15 protein-coding genes are annotated in these 17,233 nt (G+C 39.9%); 4 read left to right on the top strand and 11 right to left on the bottom strand.

The genetic code is table 11. The features are described from left to right. Positions 1-106 precede the first annotated feature (106 nt). From ACZZZW_RS09540 to ACZZZW_RS09505, 8 genes are all read right to left on the bottom strand, one after another. Positions 107-1,009 (bottom strand): metallophosphoesterase family protein, encoded by a 903-nt coding sequence (locus ACZZZW_RS09540; protein WP_463493076.1) that lies wholly within the window; start codon positions 1,007-1,009, stop codon positions 107-109. 113 nt (positions 1,010-1,122) lie between these two features. Next, on the bottom strand, positions 1,123-2,982 hold the full coding sequence (locus ACZZZW_RS09535; RefSeq protein WP_463493075.1) for an alkaline phosphatase: 1,860 nt from the start codon (positions 2,980-2,982) through the stop codon (positions 1,123-1,125). Continuing rightward, complete coding sequence (locus ACZZZW_RS09530; protein WP_463493074.1) at positions 2,976-4,499, bottom strand: RagB/SusD family nutrient uptake outer membrane protein; 1,524 nt, start codon at positions 4,497-4,499, stop codon at positions 2,976-2,978. The genes ACZZZW_RS09535 and ACZZZW_RS09530 overlap by 7 nt, the downstream gene beginning before the upstream one ends. 11 nt (positions 4,500-4,510) lie before the next feature. Further along, positions 4,511-7,855, bottom strand: coding sequence for a SusC/RagA family TonB-linked outer membrane protein (locus ACZZZW_RS09525; RefSeq protein WP_463493073.1), 3,345 nt, complete (start codon positions 7,853-7,855; stop codon positions 4,511-4,513). A gap of 126 nt (positions 7,856-7,981) precedes the next feature. Next, a complete protein-coding gene (locus ACZZZW_RS09520) occupies positions 7,982-8,929 on the bottom strand; it encodes a FecR family protein (protein ID WP_463493072.1) in 948 nt (315 codons plus the stop codon). A 63-nt stretch (positions 8,930-8,992) separates the two neighbouring features. Continuing rightward, positions 8,993-9,556: an RNA polymerase sigma factor gene (locus tag ACZZZW_RS09515; protein ID WP_463493071.1), complete on the bottom strand. Its 564-nt coding sequence runs from the start codon at positions 9,554-9,556 to the stop codon at positions 8,993-8,995. A 426-nt stretch (positions 9,557-9,982) separates the two neighbouring features. Then, positions 9,983-10,987 carry an LLM class flavin-dependent oxidoreductase gene (locus ACZZZW_RS09510; protein WP_463493070.1) on the bottom strand — a complete coding sequence of 335 codons (1,005 nt, stop codon included), beginning with the start codon at positions 10,985-10,987 and terminating at the stop codon, positions 9,983-9,985. 138 nt (positions 10,988-11,125) lie between these two features. Then, complete coding sequence (locus ACZZZW_RS09505) at positions 11,126-11,608, bottom strand: GNAT family N-acetyltransferase (RefSeq protein WP_463493069.1); 483 nt, start codon at positions 11,606-11,608, stop codon at positions 11,126-11,128. A gap of 107 nt (positions 11,609-11,715) precedes the next feature. Here ACZZZW_RS09505 and ACZZZW_RS09500 point away from each other — a divergent pair, with 107 nt between their 5' ends. Together ACZZZW_RS09500 and ACZZZW_RS09495 are read left to right on the top strand one after the other, a co-directional pair. Beyond that, positions 11,716-11,949 (top strand): hypothetical protein, encoded by a 234-nt coding sequence (locus tag ACZZZW_RS09500; RefSeq protein ID WP_055910461.1) that lies wholly within the window; start codon positions 11,716-11,718, stop codon positions 11,947-11,949. A gap of 62 nt (positions 11,950-12,011) precedes the next feature. Beyond that, positions 12,012-12,614, top strand: a complete 603-nt coding sequence (locus tag ACZZZW_RS09495) for a hypothetical protein (protein WP_463493068.1) — start codon at positions 12,012-12,014, stop codon at positions 12,612-12,614. 404 nt (positions 12,615-13,018) lie between these two features. On the opposite strand, the gene ACZZZW_RS09490 is transcribed toward ACZZZW_RS09495, so the two are convergent. Next, complete coding sequence (locus tag ACZZZW_RS09490; protein ID WP_463493067.1) at positions 13,019-14,620, bottom strand: S41 family peptidase; 1,602 nt, start codon at positions 14,618-14,620, stop codon at positions 13,019-13,021. A 288-nt stretch (positions 14,621-14,908) separates the two neighbouring features. Here ACZZZW_RS09490 and ACZZZW_RS09485 point away from each other — a divergent pair, with 288 nt between their 5' ends. Further along, positions 14,909-15,268 carry a DUF1801 domain-containing protein gene (locus ACZZZW_RS09485; protein ID WP_463493066.1) on the top strand — a complete coding sequence of 120 codons (360 nt, stop codon included), beginning with the start codon at positions 14,909-14,911 and terminating at the stop codon, positions 15,266-15,268. A gap of 12 nt (positions 15,269-15,280) precedes the next feature. After that, positions 15,281-15,724: an SRPBCC domain-containing protein gene (locus tag ACZZZW_RS09480; protein WP_463493065.1), complete on the top strand. Its 444-nt coding sequence runs from the start codon at positions 15,281-15,283 to the stop codon at positions 15,722-15,724. Positions 15,725-15,786: 62 nt separating this feature from the next. Here ACZZZW_RS09480 and ACZZZW_RS09475 read toward each other — a convergent pair whose 3' ends face one another. Beyond that, complete coding sequence (locus ACZZZW_RS09475) at positions 15,787-16,770, bottom strand: ISAon1 family transposase (protein WP_463493064.1); 984 nt, start codon at positions 16,768-16,770, stop codon at positions 15,787-15,789. Next, the gene (locus tag ACZZZW_RS09470) at positions 16,763-17,116 is read right to left on the bottom strand and encodes an ISAon1 family transposase N-terminal region protein (RefSeq protein ID WP_463493063.1); all 354 of its coding nucleotides are present in this window, start codon (positions 17,114-17,116) and stop codon (positions 16,763-16,765) included. Before ACZZZW_RS09470 ends, ACZZZW_RS09475 begins: the two co-directional genes overlap by 8 nt. Positions 17,117-17,233: the final 117 nt, after the last annotated feature.

Here is a 17,233-nt window from a genome sequence, read left to right as displayed (position 1 = left end):
AAATATGAAGGCAATGTTAAGTGAATAACAAGAATTGATGCGTATGCTTGTAACATTGACAGGAAAAATTAATCTGTGTTTCCGTGGCAAAAAACCAAAGAAACCATCAGTAATTCACATAATGCTCTTCAAAACTCCCATCATCGTATAAATCTATCAATCCATAACCTGGTGCGGTTTCTCTCCGGTTACCCTCCCACCAGGCACCAGATACTGCACCGTTGCAGAGATAGGTTACATTGTTGTAAACCACTTTATCGCGCATGTGCAAATGGCCGCTTAAACATAACTTTACATTGGGATGCTGATAAAACAGGTTGATGATTTTAGCGGTATCGGTGTGCATGTCGCCACCCAACATGGTCCATTTATTTACAATATTGTCTTCGATCATCAGGAGCGCAGTAAGTATAGGAATATGCGACATTACCATTACTGGCATACCTGCACTCGTTGTATCAAGTTCATTTTTTAACCACAGCAATTGTTCTTCGCCCAGTTTACCAATGTACCAGGTATTGTCGATATCCAGATGAGTACTGTCTAGCACAATAATTTTCCAGCCATTTTGCACCATACTATAATAAGGCTTAGCCAGCTGCAACTTATCCATGGCATATTTTTTTCCGTAAAAAGTATCGCCTTTTGTGTTTTCATTCCACCAGATATCGTGGTTGCCCAAACAGTAGCGTACAGGCAAGCTACATTCGTTTTTCATCGTGTCGCCTACCAGTTTCCATTGATCGTTTATGGTAGCGATATTTTCTTTATTCATATCAAAAACGATATCACCTCCATTTAATACCAAATCTACTCTTGGCGATTGATTTTGCAGGTGGTGCAGGCATTTAATAAATTTTGCAGGTGCATTAAATTGGTTTTTCAGGTGTACATCCGTAATATGCGCTACCCTAAGCACGGGCTTTTTATGAGCTGCTGAGGAAATTGCGGGCAGCGTAGGCAACAAAAATAGCCCACCAATATTTTTGAGTGCAGATCTTCTTTCCATTATATTCTTTTATTGCTTCAAAATTAGCATTGCAATGTTGCCTTAACATTAAGCTAAAAAAAAGCGGTGCATGCCATTATACACATGCACCGCTTGGCTGATCTTACCAGTTATTACCTGGCCAGATGATAAGCCTTTATGATTTTATGAAAAATCGTATTATTAGGGTAAACGCCGTTAAAATATTGCGATCCTGGTCCGTAGGCAAACACCGGAACCATAATACCCGTATGGTCATTGGTACTAAATTCGCCGCGGATCATCCCTTTTTCTGCTGAACCATCCAAAAGTGTCAATCCTCCGGTTTCATGGTCGGCGGTAACAATTACCAATGTTTCACCATCTTCATCAGCAAAGCGGAGTGCTTCGGCAATTGTGCGGTCAAAATCGTGCAGTTCTGTAACCAGGTAAGGTAAATCATTTGCATGCCCTCCGTAATCAATTTGTGCTCCTTCTGCCATAATGAAGAAACCGCGTTTGTTTTTTGCTAAAATTTCAATTGTATGCAAAAGCGATTGTTTCAGCATATCTCCTCTGCCTTTAATTACCGGTCGGGTAGCAGAATCAGCAAGCAATACCAACTGTTTACCCTGGTTTTGCTTTTTAAAATCAGTCAGATTATCTGACAACTGAAAACCCTTTGTTTTAAGCTGCGGCAAAAGCTGAGCATTTTTATTCTGCTCAAAAGCTTTACGGTTGGAACCGACCATAACGTCGGCTTTGCTGGTTAAGAGGTCGTTTGCAATAGCACCATTAAAAGCGCGATCGAGCTGATGGGCATAAAAAGCAGCAGGTGTGGCATCTGTAAGATCGCCTGAGCTGATGATGCCACTTTTTATTCCAAAACCGGCCAAAGTATCTACTAAATTCGTCTTTTTCTGATCATCAGGCCCCATTCCAATGTAGCGGTTATTGGTTTTAACGCCTGTAGCCATTGCGGTACCACCCGCAGCAGAATCGGTGTTGCCAGCATCGGCCGCAGCAGTTTCTGAAAACCCGATAGCATGGAACTTTGCCATATTTAAATCACCATGGTTGGCAATTAAAGCAGCGTGTATGGCTGCCAGGCCCATTCCATCTCCGATTAATAAAATGATGTTTTTGGCTGGCTTATCTGCGCCGTCGGTTTTATAGGTTGGCGTATAGGGTTTGTAAGGAGTTTGATTGGTATAGCTTAACTTATCCTGATGAAGATAAAAATCTTTCAGTTTATTTGGGTTATCGGTATTAATCCAGTCTGCACCAAACCTTTCGAGCACAATCCAGGTATTTGGACTATCCTGAGTGGCCCAAAACCTGAAAGGCTTTCCTTTGCGGTGTGCCTGCATTATAGCTGCTTTCATCCTGGCCTCGTCGGTTTTGGTGGGGTTGCCTTTGCCATTCCATGTGGTATGGTTTTTAAGGTCATCACTGATCATTGCTACCCTGGCCAGTTGTGCCTCGGTATAAATGGTTGTCGGCCTTCCATCGAATGATAATTTCTCATCATAGTTTTTAAAATCTGCCGGAAGGGGCATATCGCCGCTAATTACAATTTTTATGGCATCAGCATTGTTTTTCACATCAAATACCGCAGCATAATCATCCAATTCTTTCAGCAATACAGGCAAAACATGTTTATAATCTTCCTTCACATCAATAACAAGTTGCAGTTTCAAGGCTGCATTTGCATAAGGATGATTCCCATTTGCTTTAAAGCGTTGCGCCAGCGGATCGAGATATATTTTTTTCAGTGTAAAATCAGGCTTAATTTCCGAAACTTCATGCGCTACATAGAGTGCTCCGTCTTTTAAAAATACATCTGCTTCGATAGATCCCATTCCGGCATAATATGCTGTTAAAAGGGGGATACTCTGTTTATAATCATTGTGGCTATGTCCACGGTTTGCATCAAGTTTAAGCTGTGCAGATGCGCCCTGCAACCCCAATAGTATTGCCAGGGCTGCAAGGTTTATCCATAATTTATTTACCATCCCGGGTTTTGTTTAATTACGCCAGCACTGTTGTCAATTTCTCTTTGTGGTACTGCCCAAACATCATGAACCTGTGGATTGAAGGTTCGGGCCGGCCAGATTACACTTCCATCAAAATCATGTAATGGTTTAGCATAAGTGGATTGCGCATCGCCCCACCTTACTAAATCGCGGTGACGATCTGCCCATTCGCCTGCCAGTTCGTTACGGCGTTCGCGTTTAAGATCTTCGATTGTCATTCCTGTTTTAGCACTTAAACCTGCACGCAGCCTGATTTTGTTCAGCTCGGCATCGCCTGCTCCACCGCCTCCAAGGTTAATCGCAGCTTCTGCTTTAATTAATAACACCTCTGCATAACGCATTAGCGGTACATTTAAATCTGTTGTTCCGTTATCGCCATTCGGATTAACGTGTGTTGGAACTGGGTTGGCATAAGAAAACGGCTCCATGTACTTTTTAAACTGGTAGTTTGATGTTGCCCCTGCATCTTTGGTAAAACTGCGTTCGGCACCGAAAAACATAAATTTATCGCCAGGTTTTAAAATGGTGGCTTCACGGCGTTGATCGCCCGCTTCGTATGAATCGTAAAGCTCTTTGGTTGGCAGATAATAACCCCAGCCATTGTAAATTCCCCAGGCTTTATTGGTTAACATAACACCCGGAAGCTTGCTCCCCCAGCCTGTACCACCACCACTTGGCGTACAAACTACCGACCAGATATATTCTTTAGACCAATTGTTTGAGGCTTTAAATACATCTGCAAAATTAGTGTTTACTAAATCATGCTGCCCTGAGGTAATTACCATATCGGCATATTTTGCTGCGTTGGTATAATCTTTTTTGTACAGGTATACTTTAGCAAGGTAAGCCCAGGCTGCGGTTTTATGTGCTTTGCCATAATCGGCTGCTTTCATTGCCGAAAATAAAGGAAGGTTATCTGCTGCTTTTAATAAAAGCGAGATGATGTAGTCGTAATTTTCATTTACGTTTTTTGCACGGGCAATTGGTTTGGCAGCGTCGGTATCTGGGGTAACGATTGGCACCCCTGCTTTATCATTTCCATAGTTTGCAGCCAGCTGAAAATAAACCAACCCAGCATTAAAATAGGCATCGCCAATAATCTGTTTTTTTAGGCTTTCATCCATTGTGATGCCAGGTACATTGGTAATGATATCGTTGGCGCGTTTAATAATGGCATAACGCATACTCCACTGGGTTTCGGTATAACCTCCGCCAACATAGGTACGGTTAAAGTTTTTAATGTTATCGGCCTCTGGTTTATTTCGTCCGGTAACCATATCATCGCTGGCATTGATAAACCAGAACATTCCGCGACCGTAAAAATCTTCTGCATTATAGTTTTCATACATGCCGCCCTCAGCTTTCAGTGCATCTTCTTTTGTTTTCCAAAAATTCTGCGCCGAAGGAGATCCTTCTGGTACAATATCAAGTTCTTTTGTGCATGAAGAAAAAACAGCAATTGCTGCAAATGCGATATATTTTAAATTCTTTTTCATTGTTGTTGTGATTATAGATTTACACTTAAACCAAGGATAAAGCTTCGGGCCTGCGGATAGCGGCCAACATCTACCCCGTTATTGTCCATTCCGATTTCTGGATCAAAGCCTGAATAATTGGTGATGGTGAAAAGATTGTTTGCTGTAGCATAAATTCTTACTCCACCTGTTTTTAATTTGCCAGCAATAGATTTTGGCAAACTGTAACCAAGTGTTACGTTGCGGATACGCAGATATGAGCCGTTTTCTACATAAAAATCCGAAGCTGCAAAATTTCCGTTGGCATCACTGGTTGATATTATCGGCACTTTTCCTCCTGGGTTTTCCGGCGACCAAGCATCCAAAATTCCTACCAGTTTGTTATAAGATGGTCCGGCAGCACTGTAAGTAGTACGCTTCACAGCATTAAACAACTTATTGCCCTGTACGCCCTGTGCAAAAATGTTGAAATCGAAGTTTTTATAGCTTGCATTAAAACTTAAGCCGTAAGAAAAATCCGGGTAAGCACTGCCTGCAAAATAACGGTCGTTACCATCAATTGATCCATCGCCATTAATATCTACGAATTTAAAATCACCTGCTTTTGCATTAGGCTGAATTTTACTTCCCTTAGCATTTTTATAGTTATCAGCTTCTGCCTGACTTTGGAAAATGCCATCTGTTTTTAATACAAAGTAACTATACAGCGGCTGGCCCACCCTATTGGTAAGTGGGGCAACCTCATTGCGGAAATTGGTAGCAACTACCTGGTTTTCTATACCGGGTATAAGTTCTTCTATTTTGTTGTTTATTTTTGTTAAGGTAGCATTTACCGAGTAGGTAAATGCTGCATTTTTATCACTGTTGTAAGTTAAACCCAGTTCGATACCTTTATCTCTTACCTTACCTGCATTAATAATTTGCGTATTTAAACCTGCGGTTCCCGGTAAAGTTCTGGTTAGGATCATTTTATCGATTTCTTTAATAAAATAATCTGCAGAAAGGTTTAAACGTCCCAATACGGCTACATCAACACCAAGATTGGTTTGTTTGGATTCTGCCCAGGCAATGTTAACATTGGCCAAAACATTTTGAACATAACCATTTTGCAAAGTTGGCGTTTGCCCGAAGTAACTTTGTGTTGGTGCCAATAACGGGTTTACCGCATCGGAAGTTAGCGAGGCTAAATTGCCAAGAAAACCATAGCTGCCCCTTAATTTCAATTCATTTAACCATCTCACATTTTTAAGAAAATCTTCTTTGCTGATGATCCATCCGGCAGAAGCCGAACCATAATTTCTGGTTCTGTTATTTTGGGTAAGTAAAGATGAACCATCGCGGCGACCGATTAACGATACCAGATATTTTTCGCGGTAGTTATAATTTGCACGTAAAAACAATGATGATAAGGCCTGTGCTGTGTAACCGCTTGAGGATGGCTGTATTACTGTGGCATTCATTAAATACCTGTACTGCGGCGATTCATCATCAAAACCGGCACCTGAAGCGAATAAACTTCTATACTGTGTTTTTTGAAATGAATAACCTCCGGTAACATCCAGCTGGTGGTTACCAAAAGTATTTTTATAATTTAATACTTGTTCGGTTAAGAAATCATTATTGCGGTTACTGCTTTCCTGCAAACTATTGCTCAATACCGGCTTTCCTACTTCAGGCCTTTTAGGTGTAAAACTTTTAAAAGAAGCATCTGTTTTGGTAATGCTTAAGTTAGACCTAAATGTTAAACCTTTGGCCAGTTTAATATTGGCGTAAGGATTAATTACCAATACATTTATAGGGTTATTGATATCGATGCGATTTAACTCTGCTACAGGGTTAACAATATCACCATAATCTCCGGCATATGGCCCTGGCAAACCGGCAAAGCTGCCATCGGCATTATACGGTGTTCCGTTGGTTGGATAATAAATTGCAGAAAGTAAGGCCCCCGTATAATCGCTGCTGGTGTTGGCACCATTTCCGTTGGTACTGCTGTAAGAGAGGTTTTCGCCAACTTTTAACCAATTGGTAACCTCATGCTCGGTATTAATCCTAAAGTTATAGCGTTTGCTTTTGGTATTTAATACAATTCCTTCTGCATTGCGGTAATTGAAGCTTAGGTAATAGTTGGATTTTTCGCTTCCACCGTTTATAGCGGCATTGTAATCCTGCAATAAACCTTCTCTAAATACTTCATCCATCCAGTTGGTGCGGGTAATCTGCCCATCGGGATATTTCGTAGCATCAAAGGCAGGCAAAATGGTGGTTCCGCCGTTTTTAGCGGCTGTTGCGGCCACTTGTGCACGTTGCTGTGCATTTAAAGATTCTAGTTTTTTCCAGGCATTTTGCCAACCAACCTTGGCATCAAAACTGATCTGCATTTTGCCGCTTTTGCCCTTTTTGGTGGTAATTAATATTACGCCTCCCGAAGCTCTTGCGCCATAAATTGCTGCAGATCCATCTTTTAATACCGAAATGGATTCAATATCATTGGGATTTAGCTGTGGTGTACCTGTAAAAATAGATCCATCGATTACATAAAGCGCATTTTCACCGTTGATACCACCAGAGCCACGAACGTTGATACGCGGCATAGATGTTGGATCGCCACCCTCATTGGTAACAATTACACCTGGGGTTTTTCCGGCAAGTACCTCCCCTACACTGTTCAGCGATCGGGAAGAAAGTTTATCCATCCCTACAATGCTGATTGCGCCCGTTAACGTTTCTTTTTTCTGCGTTCCGTAACCCACTACCACTACATCGGCAAGTGTAGATCGTTCTTCACTTAAAATCATGTTAATCACCTGGCTTTCGCCCACTTTTATTTCTTTGGTACGGTACCCGATCATCGAAAACGAGAGTACGGCATCTGCCCCCACTTCAATGCGGTAAGCACCGTTGCCATCGGTTATGGTGCCGCTTTGTGTACCCAATACTTTAACCGAAACGCCAGGTAAAGAAACACCTGTAGAATCTTTTACTATCCCGGTAATTACTCTGTCGGGTTTATTAAATACTGCATTATTGAGTATGATGTAGTCGCCTTTTTCTAAAACCTGTAAACCAAGCCTATCAAGTAACGATCTTACGGGCTCAGTGGTAAAATCGCCGCTTACATACGTGTTTTTCTGCTGCAACTGGTCAGGGTTGTACACAAAACTCAGTCCCGTTCGCAATTCGATTTCTTTGATAATTTCGGTCATCTTACGGCCTTTGCCAATTGTAATGCTCACCGTTGTTTGCGCTAACTTTTGCGCCATACCTGCCGAAGCCAGTATTGAGCTGCAAAATATGCAGAGAATTGAAAATGTTAAACATGAGTATTTCATGATCTTATGAAGCGCTGGAGTCCTCTTAGGGGAGGTTGTTTTCATTGTTTAATTTGTTTGATTTTATTTATTTGTAAAGCTTTAATTGTGCTGACTTTTTCTGCCAGAAAGAAAGATTACGGTGGCCGATCTGATCGGTACCGCAGATGATTGTTGTATCATATCCTTATCTCATCTGTATATATTAAATGTTTTATGGTTTTTGGATGCATTGAATTTTAGGTGGTGCAAACTGCAGATGATATCCAGAATTTCTTCGGGCGATTGCCTGCTGCTAAAAACTGCCGTAGTTTTAAGTTTATTCAAAGCGGTATCGGTCAAAGAGATTTTAATGCTGTACACATATTGGAGTTTGTTGATCACCTGCTCCAACGTTGCGCCTTCAAAAGCAAGTTCTACAAAGGCTGCCGCTTTCACCTTGTGGATTGATGCACGGCCGCCATCTTTATCATAGGTTAAAAATTCATCTTTAATCAGCGTGCCCAGATTTCCATTTTTGTTGCTTACCGAAACTTTTCCGGTAACTACAGCAACCTCGATGTGTTTACTGGCCTGATAGGATTTCACCTTGAACGACGTACCTAATACCCTGATATCAACACCCGATGTGGTATGCACCGTAAATGGTCTTTGCTCTTGGTGGGCAATGTCGAAAAAAGCTTCGCCTTCTTTTATTATGATGTGGCGACTGTTTGAAGAAAATGTTTTTGGGTAGATAATTTTTGCTGAACGGCCCAGCATAACCACCGAACCATCGGATAAGGTAATGCGTTTCTGCTCTTTACTCCCCGTAATTACGGTAAGCTGGTTTCCGTTTGAACTTACTGGCGAACTGCTTTTCCAAATGCTTAAACCAACTGTAATGATAATAAGTGCGGCTGCTGCAATCCTGACAAAAAATTTGAGCTTAAATACTTTGTGATGCTGAGTTTCATTACGCATTGCCGCCTTAAGGTTAACAAATAGCTGCGCTCCAATTGCTGCTTTAAGGTCGGCAGCCACTTCAACTTTTTGCTGATCGAGCGCGGCATACCATTCTTCAACTTTTTTTTGTTCTTCCGGATTTGCCTGCTTATCGAGGAATTTCTGCAGCAGTTCCTTTGCCTGTTCTTCTGTCATTTAAATACATGTCAGTTGAAAAGCAGATCGGTACTAACCAAAAATGTTATCGATACATTAACTTTATGTTAAGCCAATCAGCATGGCGATTAACAGGATATAGGAAAGGCTTTTTTTGAGCAGTTTCAGGGCTGCCGAGATTTGATTTTTCACCGTTTGTACAGAAACGTCAAGTTCTGAAGCTATTTCTTTTATGGATTTTTCCTGTTTCCTGCTCATTGAGAATACCAGTTGCATTTTCTCTGGGAGGAGCGCAATAGCGGCATCAACTTCTAAATGGAGCTCTTTTAATATAAGTTTATCATCTGCAGCGGCTGTATGCTGTTTATCCATGAGCATGGAAAGTGCATTTTGATGCTGCGCTTTAGCACTGCCTGATCTGAAATAATTAATTACTTTATATTTTACTGCGCCATGCAGGTAGGCACCTAAACTTGCTGTAAGGTTTAGGGAAGTGCGGTTTTCCCATAGGGAGATAAAAATTTCCTGTGTAATATCCTGTGCGAGTGCTTCATCACCGGTTTTTTTGAGGGCAGCATCAAAAACATCTTCCCAATAAACCTGGTAAATTTCTTCCATAGCCTGGTGGCTTCCGCACTGTAAAGATGAAAGTAGGATTTCGCTCAAGGGATGCTGCTTTATTCGCAGCAAAGCTAGCGGCCTTATATTCCCTTATTATTAATAAATCTTAAAGTGTAGATGTTATTAATGGAAAATCTACGATAGACAATGAAAAGTATCCTGCGCTCAACCTCAATATCTGCTGTAAAATTAACCGATTGAGTTGCGATAGATTTAGGAGATTCTCGCAGCTTCTCAATGGGTTTTATTCTGTGCCCTCTGTGATCTTTCTCTGTAAACTCGGTGGTTAATGGTGGAAAATGCACAATAATAAGTATCCTGCGCTCATCCTCAATATCTAGAACATTAGGCGATCGAGGTTGCCAAAGATCCAAGAAGTTGTCGCAGCTTCTCAATGGGTTTTATTCTGTGCCCTCTGTGATCTTTCTCTGTAAGCCCGGTGGTTAATGGCGCAAAATAACGAACTTTCTTTTAACCAAATAATGCTGCAAATATTTTATTCGAATGCAATTTTGCCTGATGATCGTAAATATGCGAGGTGCTCATAATTTCGTTTACACCATACTTTGTAACAAAAGCCTCTAAATTTTCTTTAATCGTTTCTGCACTGCCTATAAAAGAGTAATACAGCATTTGCTCAACTGCTTCTTTTTCCATGCGGTCCCAATATTGATTGATATCATCTATCGCTGGTTTTAACAACTCTCTTTTGCCTGTAATTACACCCAAAAACATGCGCTTTACCGAGCTTGATAAACTGTCTGCTTCCTCATCCGTATCGGCAGCCACAACATTTACACAAGCCATTACATATGGTTCCTGCAAAAATACAGAGGGCTTAAAATTATTTCTATAAATAGAGATGGCCTGTTCAAAATAAGTTGGCGCAAAATGACTCGCAAAGGCATAAGGCAACCCTTTTTCAGCTGCTAAACGCGCACTATCGGTGCTAGAACCTAAAATCCATATCGGAATATCCAATCCTTCCCCAGGAATAGCCCTAACGCTTGCGCGGCTATTGCTGGCAGAAAACAATTGCTGCAATCTTTCTACATCTCTGGGGAAATTATGGGCCGCGTTAAAGTTTTCGCCACGGATAGCCATTGCAGTAACCTGATCAGTACCTGGTGCCCTGCCCAAACCTAAATCAATCCGGTTTGGATAAAGCGAAGCCAACGTACCAAACTGCTCGGCTACAATTAGAGGCGCATGGTTAGGCAGCATAATCCCGCCAGAACCCACACGGATACTTTCCGTTCCGCCTGCAATATAGCCGATAAGTATTGCCGTTGCAGAACTCGCTACACCAGCCATATTATGGTGTTCGGCAAACCAATAGCGTGTATAGCCTAAACTTTCAGCTTGCTTGGCCAGATCAAGACTGGTTTTAAAAGTATCAGCAGCAGTATAACCATCTAAAACAGTTGCAAGATCGAGTACAGAGTAAGGTATATTTTTTAATAAGTGATCAGCCATAACTTAAAAAGGGATAAATGTAGATTGCAAAAATATCCTTAATTAAACCAACTCACCACCATCTTAATTATAAATGACGTTGAGCCAACACTAAAACATTGCAATGATAAATCAGACCTTATTGAGTTAAAAAATAAGCTAAAGCACCAATAACATCCAAACATTGCAGGCAAAATGCCCCGAATTGCCCAAAGGAGCAGACAGCTTTTTGAAACCTGTTTTTTCATACATGGCAACAGCAGTGGTGAGTTCGGGAAACGATTCGAGATAAATTTCATTATAACCAAAATGCTGTGCAGACTCAATGCTCTTCTCCATTAGCATTTTACCAACGCCTTTTCCCCGTGAAGCTGCCGATGTGTATAATTTTACAAGTTCCACGCAGCCCGCAGGCAACCCTTCGGTAGGATAAATACCGCATCCGCCGATAATTTCACCATCTTCTTCTGCAAGCCAATAGGCCGATCCCGGATGTTCAAAAAGGAGGGATAACCGATCAGTTGTAGGGTCAGTATAAACCGTACCTGGTTTATCGATCTTAAATTCCTCTAAAATTGTCCTGATCATTGCTGCAGTAGCCACATTGTCTGCTGCTGTTATCTTTCTGATGTTAACGGCCATATTGTTCGATTTTTTTCGGTAAAGTTAAAAAATGAGACAAATGCTTCATAAAAATAGCAAACAAAATACACCTGGATTTGATTTATTAATATAAACAGATTTATACCATGGAAAACGAACAAGAAAAAACATCGGCCGAAAACAACAGTAACCATCCAAAACCTACTGATGATGTACAAATGAACATAGAAACGGTTATCCCCTCTACAGAAAAGGAGGTTAAAACTGAAAATGATGCTGAAGAAAGTAATGGAGAACAAACAGAAACAGGCAGTGATAACCAACAAGAGGAAAATCAAAGTGATGATGGTAATGTAGAAACTGTTACGCCTGAAGCCTAACTTATTTTGTTAAAGCAGCAATGCAGCTGAAATAGTTTTACTATTTTGGCGTTATGAATAGCATGAAAGAAAAATTATTGCTTTTCCTGGTAGCCATCAGCATTTTTGGATGTGGGGTAAACAGGCAGGCACAGCAAATAAAAGCCCTTGAAAATTGCACCTATAAAATTACAGGTGTACAACAGGTGAGCGTTGCAGGCACAGATGTAAAAAAGTTAATGGACCAGCAGAGTTTTAGTTTAAGCAGTTTACCGGGTGTGGCCTTGGGTTTATTAAGAAAAGACATACCGTTAAGGGCAAACCTTAATTTAGAGATCACCAATCCATCTGCTAACCTGGCGGCGATTAACCAGTTCGAATACAAAATACTGGTAAATAACACCGACCTGGCAGAAGGAACAGTAAACCAAAATGTAAGCATTGCACAGGGACAAACCGTTACGGTACCTGTTCAATTGGTGAGCAATATTTATGGATTGGTATCAAATGGAAATGTGTTTAACGACATCATTAAAGCAGCCCAAAAAGGATCATCTTCTAAAGATGAGAAACTCGGTTTATTAACCATCAAAATAAAGCCGACTTTTATGTTGGGCAATACACCGGTTAAATATCCGGGATATATCACCATCAATAAAGACATCAGCAGTAAGATATTACTGTAAAAAATAGCCAATTTAGCAATTGATTAAATGGGTCAGGTTTTAAAAAACTTGACCCTTTTTTTTGCCATTACAAGTAAACATCCAGGCGCTAAAACTGAAATTGACGGAATTACATTACAATGCTGATCTAAAAAATTTAGAAAATCTTTTCCTACAAACCCCTATAGAGATAACAAATTCTTAGTGACCTTATCAATGCCTATTTTAAAATATCTCTTAAAATACATTTAACTGCTTTAGGTCATAAACAAATAAAATCAATCGCAATTCGGAACTGGTACCCTGAATCAAATATTTTTTGAGAAGGTTCTTTGAAAGATTTATTTTGGTAAAAAAGCTGAAATTGCAGCGAGAATAGTTAAAAAATGCCCTGTAAGCAAGGGCATTTTTGATTAAAAACGTAGTTAAAATCTTTTATCAGGTGTCATTACCATACCTTTAAATCCTTTCGGATCTAATTTTTCGTCCACAGCCTTTAATTCTGCCACGGATAACTTTGATGGCATTACTGTTGCAGTAGCACTTAAACTTGCGGTTTTAGCTCCCGTGGTTACAAAATTCCCTGTTTTTGCATACAGTAATGCATAGGCCAATAAGGTTTCTGTTTCATCACCCCAGGCTTTTGTTAAATCTTCAGATGATTCCTTATCAACAGTTAAACCCGAATAATAACCACCAACGCCAAGCTTATTTTTGGTTTCAAACTCAGGAATATACATATCTACCTTATCAATTCTTATCGGAAAGAAACCAACCGGTTTTCCATAGGTTGTTCTGCCAATTAGTTTTACATCCATTACAGGTTTTAGGCTATTAATTGTTAATTCGCTTGCAGATGCTGTAGAACCAGATACAATGAAATAAATTCTGTTTAAAGTCAGTGATCCTGATTTTGCAAATTTCTCAATATTATCTGCCGATGTGGGAGAATAATTTAAATCCGCATAAGTGGCATACTTTCCATTTACACCAGTGGTAAAAGTTTGTAGTTTACCCGCATCATCAAGCAAAGGCTGGTGTGCCAATATCGAAGCTTTCCGCTGTGCAGTGGTAATCGATTGCAAATAGTTATTGTAATAGGAAGTAAACATTGTATTACCTGTTTCACCTGCAGGGGCAGCTAAATTAATCATCTGGGTTGCAGTAGAAACGTACCCTCCGCCATTATAGCGCAAATCAACAACCAATTCTGTTACGCCCTGTGCTGCAAAACTTGCGAAGGTGGTATTTATGGCAGCCGACACATTATTGGTAAAACTATTGAAAACGATATAGCCCACCTTTTTTGCATCCACAGTATAAACATGGGTATACAAAATTGGATTGACCGTGTAAAATGAACTGGACACAACAGCTGTTTTTGGATTGCCGTTTATATCGTTGAATGCCAGCGTTATACTCGGATTTGTACCAAATATCGCAGTATTCAAAAAATTAATTGCATTAGGATAGCTCAGCTCTGTTCGTCCATTAACAGCCGTTAACCTGCAACCGCGTGTTAAACCCTGCTGTGCTGCTGGCGAATTTGGATAAACATATTTTACACGCAGATCTGTTTCATTGTTGTACTGAACAGAAAAACCGTAATCATTTGCAGAACCGTTTACATCTGCTTTTAGCGCACCCGTTTTACCAGTAGTTGCAGCGCTATAATCAAAAAACGAATACTTAGGCTCCGCAGAATTGCTCACAAATTCATATGGCTTTCCTGTTGATGGATCCGTAGAATATTGTGTCATAGCATACAGCTCCGTTTCGTTTGAGCTGAAGCTGCGCGGTTTAAATACATCATAAGCTGGCAATGAAGTGTTCCAATAATAAAGTTCCTTACCATATAAAAAGATCGAATCCTTTGTCAGCTCATCCCTTGTTCCAGATAGAGTAGGCGTTGTAGGAACTACTGGAGGTTCTGGCTCAGGCTCAATACTGCTTTTTTTACAAGCCGTAACCGTAACCAAACTTAAAAAGCCCAGCATAGCCAAAAGGGTAAATTTATTATTTCTCATAGATTTTTTGCAGTAGTATTATTATTGATATATACGCATTAGCCAACGCTAAAGTTTGTCAATTGATCCGTATTTGTTTACCAACAAACTGAATTTAATTCAAAATATTGTGTAGTTGAACATATGTAACGTTCAACTAGGTAAATCTACCGATTAAATTACTTTATTCTGAGATAATTATGTTAAAAAACATTAAAATCAAAAGTCCATATGCCCCCATAAATTGTCGTTTTTACACCGCTCAATTCAATCAAATCATCCGCAAATTTGATGTATAAAATACCGGTTATGAGCATTGCCAAAGTCAATACCTTCATGGATCAGTTGGATCATCCTTTAAAGAAGGAAATGGAAAAGGTGATCAATATCATTACAACTGCTAATCCTAAAATCGAATGTGATATTAAATGGGGAGGACCAAGCTTCAAGTTCAAAGAAGATATGGCTACTGTAAACCCAAAAATAAAAAACTATGTGGTAGTCATTTTTCATAAAGCGTCTTTATTAAATGATGATTTCGGATTTCTCGAAGAACAAATAAAAGGAAAGGCTTATGCTAAGTTTTATTCAATGGCCGATGTGGAGAAACACGAAATTGCTTTGAAAAAAGCTGTAAATGCCTGGGTTAGTTTAATGGAAAACGGATAAAAAAATAAAATCATGGAAAAGATTGAATTCAAAATCACAATTAACGCCACAGCGAAAAAAGTTTGGGAAGTTCTTTTTGGCGCAATAACCTATCCCAAATGGACCGCCGTTTTTGCAGAGGGATCACAGGTAAAAACCGATTGGCAAAAAGGAAGTACAGCACTGTTCCATGATAGTAAGGGGGATGGAATGGTAGCCATTATAGAAGAAAATATCCCGGATAAATATATGTCTATAAAGCACATCGGCGAAATAATGGACGGTAAACAGAAACTGCATGACTGGGGTGAGTCGCTGGAGAATTACACATTAAATGAAAGAGAAGGTAAAACGGAGCTGATCATTGATATGGGAATCAACAAGGAATGGCTTGAATATTTCGAAAAAACATGGCCAAAAGCATTAGATAAAGTCAAAGAATTAGCCGAAAAACCGGATGACCATATCGAAACTTAAAAAAAAACAGGCCCTTTAATAAATGGAAACGGATCAAGCGGAAAAGTTGGGGGAGTTAAACTCTAGGCATATATTTTCGATAATCTGAATAAGAAAAACTTAATATCCCTTACACCTCTCGATGTTGCTCTAAAGGCTTTGATCTTGGCATTGAAAGATTCTGCAGAAGCATTTGTAGCCCTGTTAATAAAGAAGTTAAGGATATACAGGTAATGCGATTGAATTGATCTGGCAACAGTCCTAAAGGAATCAATTCCGCATGCTTCGACCTTATTATACCAGATTGCCAATCTTTTAAAGGCCTGTTCCTTACTTTTGCACAACCTGAATATATCTCCCAATTTTTGGGCAATATTATATGCATTCTTTAATTTGGGATACCTTATGAAAAGTAGCTCTGCTCTAAGTTCTTGATTCCGTGTCCATTTTGAGGGATGTTTAAACAAAAGATACCTGCTCCGCGCCAGCAATTGCTTTAAAGTATCTCCATTAGCCAACACTTCTGGATGGTAAGCAGTTTTGTTCTTTTTTGCCGTTGCGATATCCTCATTTTCTGCATCGATAGCCTCCCAACGATACTTTATCCTAACTTCCTGAACTGCATCATAAGCCAATTTCTGAACATGGAAACGATCAAATACCCGATGCGCGTTTACAAAACATCGTTTTATGGCCAATTGCATGTTGGCAGCCATATCCATGGTTACTTCCCGCACCCGTTTTCTCAGTATTTCCGGAATCTTTTTCAGTACAGATATAATGTTTTCGGCCACCGTACCCTTGATCATCGCTACAATAGCACTCTTTCTACCTTTGGCTTCCTTATTGGTTACAATAGTATAAAGCTCTCCATTGGATAAAGCTGTTTCATCAATACTGAGCCTGGGGCTCACATTCTTTACAAAAAGCATCCAATCATCCGCATGCCCTTTCTGATCCCAACTACTATAATCACTGATGTGCTCTTTATATTGCTCCTGGAGTTGTTTGCCGTCTATTTGGAAATAATGCCCTAAATGATAGCAGCTAATGGGGTGGTTATCCAAATATTCCTTTTAAAAAAAGACCGAATTCCGTAGTCATCCGAGTCCCTTTTCTTACTAAATCCCAATCTCTACCAATGATATCCCCAGTCTTTTTTACCGTCCATCTACGTCTCTTGATACGTAAGGCAACTTTTTGCCCACGGATAGGAAAATCCTGAATGGAAACTTCTGGAAGAAAGCCCTTTGATTCGAGCTCAGTTATCCCGTAACCAGAGGGAGCTATATTCTTCTCTTCAAGAAAGATCTGAAGCTCTTTCGACTCTTTTTCGACTTTGAGTATTTCGAAATAATCCAGAATGCCTTCTGGTAATAAAAAACTGATAAGGGTTTGTTCGGCTGGATTCAAGGGAATTTGTAATTACTATTAAATACAAAAGAAACAAATTATTCGATTCCCCCCAACTTTTCCGCTTGATCCATGGAAACTTCCTTTTAAGAATAATCCATAAACCAAAAAAGCCTT

This window comes from Pedobacter sp. AC379, assembly GCF_979258145.1.
Note: the sequence above shows the minus strand (reverse complement) of the source record. Positions and strands in the feature narration are given on the sequence as shown.

Bases quoted from the DNA above. Each gene is read 5' to 3' on its own strand.
- ACZZZW_RS09540 (WP_463493076.1), bottom strand. From the start codon at position 1,009: ATGGAAAGAAGATCTGCACTCAAAAATATTGGTGGGCTATTTTTGTTG.
- ACZZZW_RS09535 (WP_463493075.1), bottom strand. From the start codon at position 2,982: ATGGTAAATAAATTATGGATAAACCTTGCAGCCCTGGCAATACTATTG.
- ACZZZW_RS09530 (WP_463493074.1), bottom strand. From the start codon at position 4,499: ATGAAAAAGAATTTAAAATATATCGCATTTGCAGCAATTGCTGTTTTT.
- ACZZZW_RS09525 (WP_463493073.1), bottom strand. From the start codon at position 7,855: ATGAAAACAACCTCCCCTAAGAGGACTCCAGCGCTTCATAAGATCATG.
- ACZZZW_RS09520 (WP_463493072.1), bottom strand. From the start codon at position 8,929: ATGACAGAAGAACAGGCAAAGGAACTGCTGCAGAAATTCCTCGATAAG.
- ACZZZW_RS09510 (WP_463493070.1), bottom strand. From the start codon at position 10,987: ATGGCTGATCACTTATTAAAAAATATACCTTACTCTGTACTCGATCTT.
- ACZZZW_RS09505 (WP_463493069.1), bottom strand. From the start codon at position 11,608: ATGGCCGTTAACATCAGAAAGATAACAGCAGCAGACAATGTGGCTACT.
- ACZZZW_RS09500 (WP_055910461.1), top strand. From the start codon at position 11,716: ATGGAAAACGAACAAGAAAAAACATCGGCCGAAAACAACAGTAACCAT.
- ACZZZW_RS09495 (WP_463493068.1), top strand. From the start codon at position 12,012: ATGAAAGAAAAATTATTGCTTTTCCTGGTAGCCATCAGCATTTTTGGA.
- ACZZZW_RS09490 (WP_463493067.1), bottom strand. From the start codon at position 14,620: ATGAGAAATAATAAATTTACCCTTTTGGCTATGCTGGGCTTTTTAAGT.
- ACZZZW_RS09485 (WP_463493066.1), top strand. From the start codon at position 14,909: ATGAGCATTGCCAAAGTCAATACCTTCATGGATCAGTTGGATCATCCT.
- ACZZZW_RS09480 (WP_463493065.1), top strand. From the start codon at position 15,281: ATGGAAAAGATTGAATTCAAAATCACAATTAACGCCACAGCGAAAAAA.